The 550-nt window shown below is 41.5% G+C and carries 1 protein-coding gene; it reads left to right on the top strand.

Annotated features, from left to right (window positions below):
* Window positions 1-63 precede the first annotated feature (63 nt).
* Window positions 64-550: ISAon1 family transposase (locus ABEG11_RS19060; protein ID WP_435302854.1), on the top strand; the 487-nt coding region annotated here is incomplete at its 3' end.

Below are 550 nucleotides of genomic sequence, written 5' to 3'. Positions count from 1 at the left end.
GGACTTTGGCAGCCAAGGGAACCCGCATGACTCAAGAGTTTGCGGCTTTTTTAAAAGAAATTAATAGATAACACCGCTACCGACTGCAATACAATTGGGAACTTTTTCGGAATCAACGGCAAAAAACTTCAAAGGCAATACAAGAAACACCTGAGTTCCTTTAATATTTGGGCTCCACGCCAACATGCCCACCAGTGGATTATTTATCCTGAGAATATAGGCACACATTTATCAATTGACGAAGTGGCTCTGTCTCAGGGAGAACTCTATACCATTGTGACCAACAAGAAAGCAAAAGGCAAAAAAGGCTCCTTAGTGGCTGTTATAGCAGGAACCAAGGCTGATCAAGTGATTGAACACATCTGTAAAATTGATTACAAAAAAAGACAATCCGTAAAGGAGATAACACTCGATATGGCCAATTCCATGAAGCTAATCGCAAAGAAATGCTTCCCAAGAGCCATACAGGTCACCGATAGGTTCCATGTTCAAAAATTGGCATTGGAAGCATTACAGGAGATTAGGATAAAACATCGCTGGGAAGCTATGG

The organism is Flavobacterium aestuarii (genome assembly GCF_040049115.1).
Classification (GTDB): domain Bacteria; phylum Bacteroidota; class Bacteroidia; order Flavobacteriales; family Flavobacteriaceae; genus Flavobacterium; species Flavobacterium aestuarii.
This window is presented reverse-complemented; position numbering and strand designations above follow the sequence as displayed.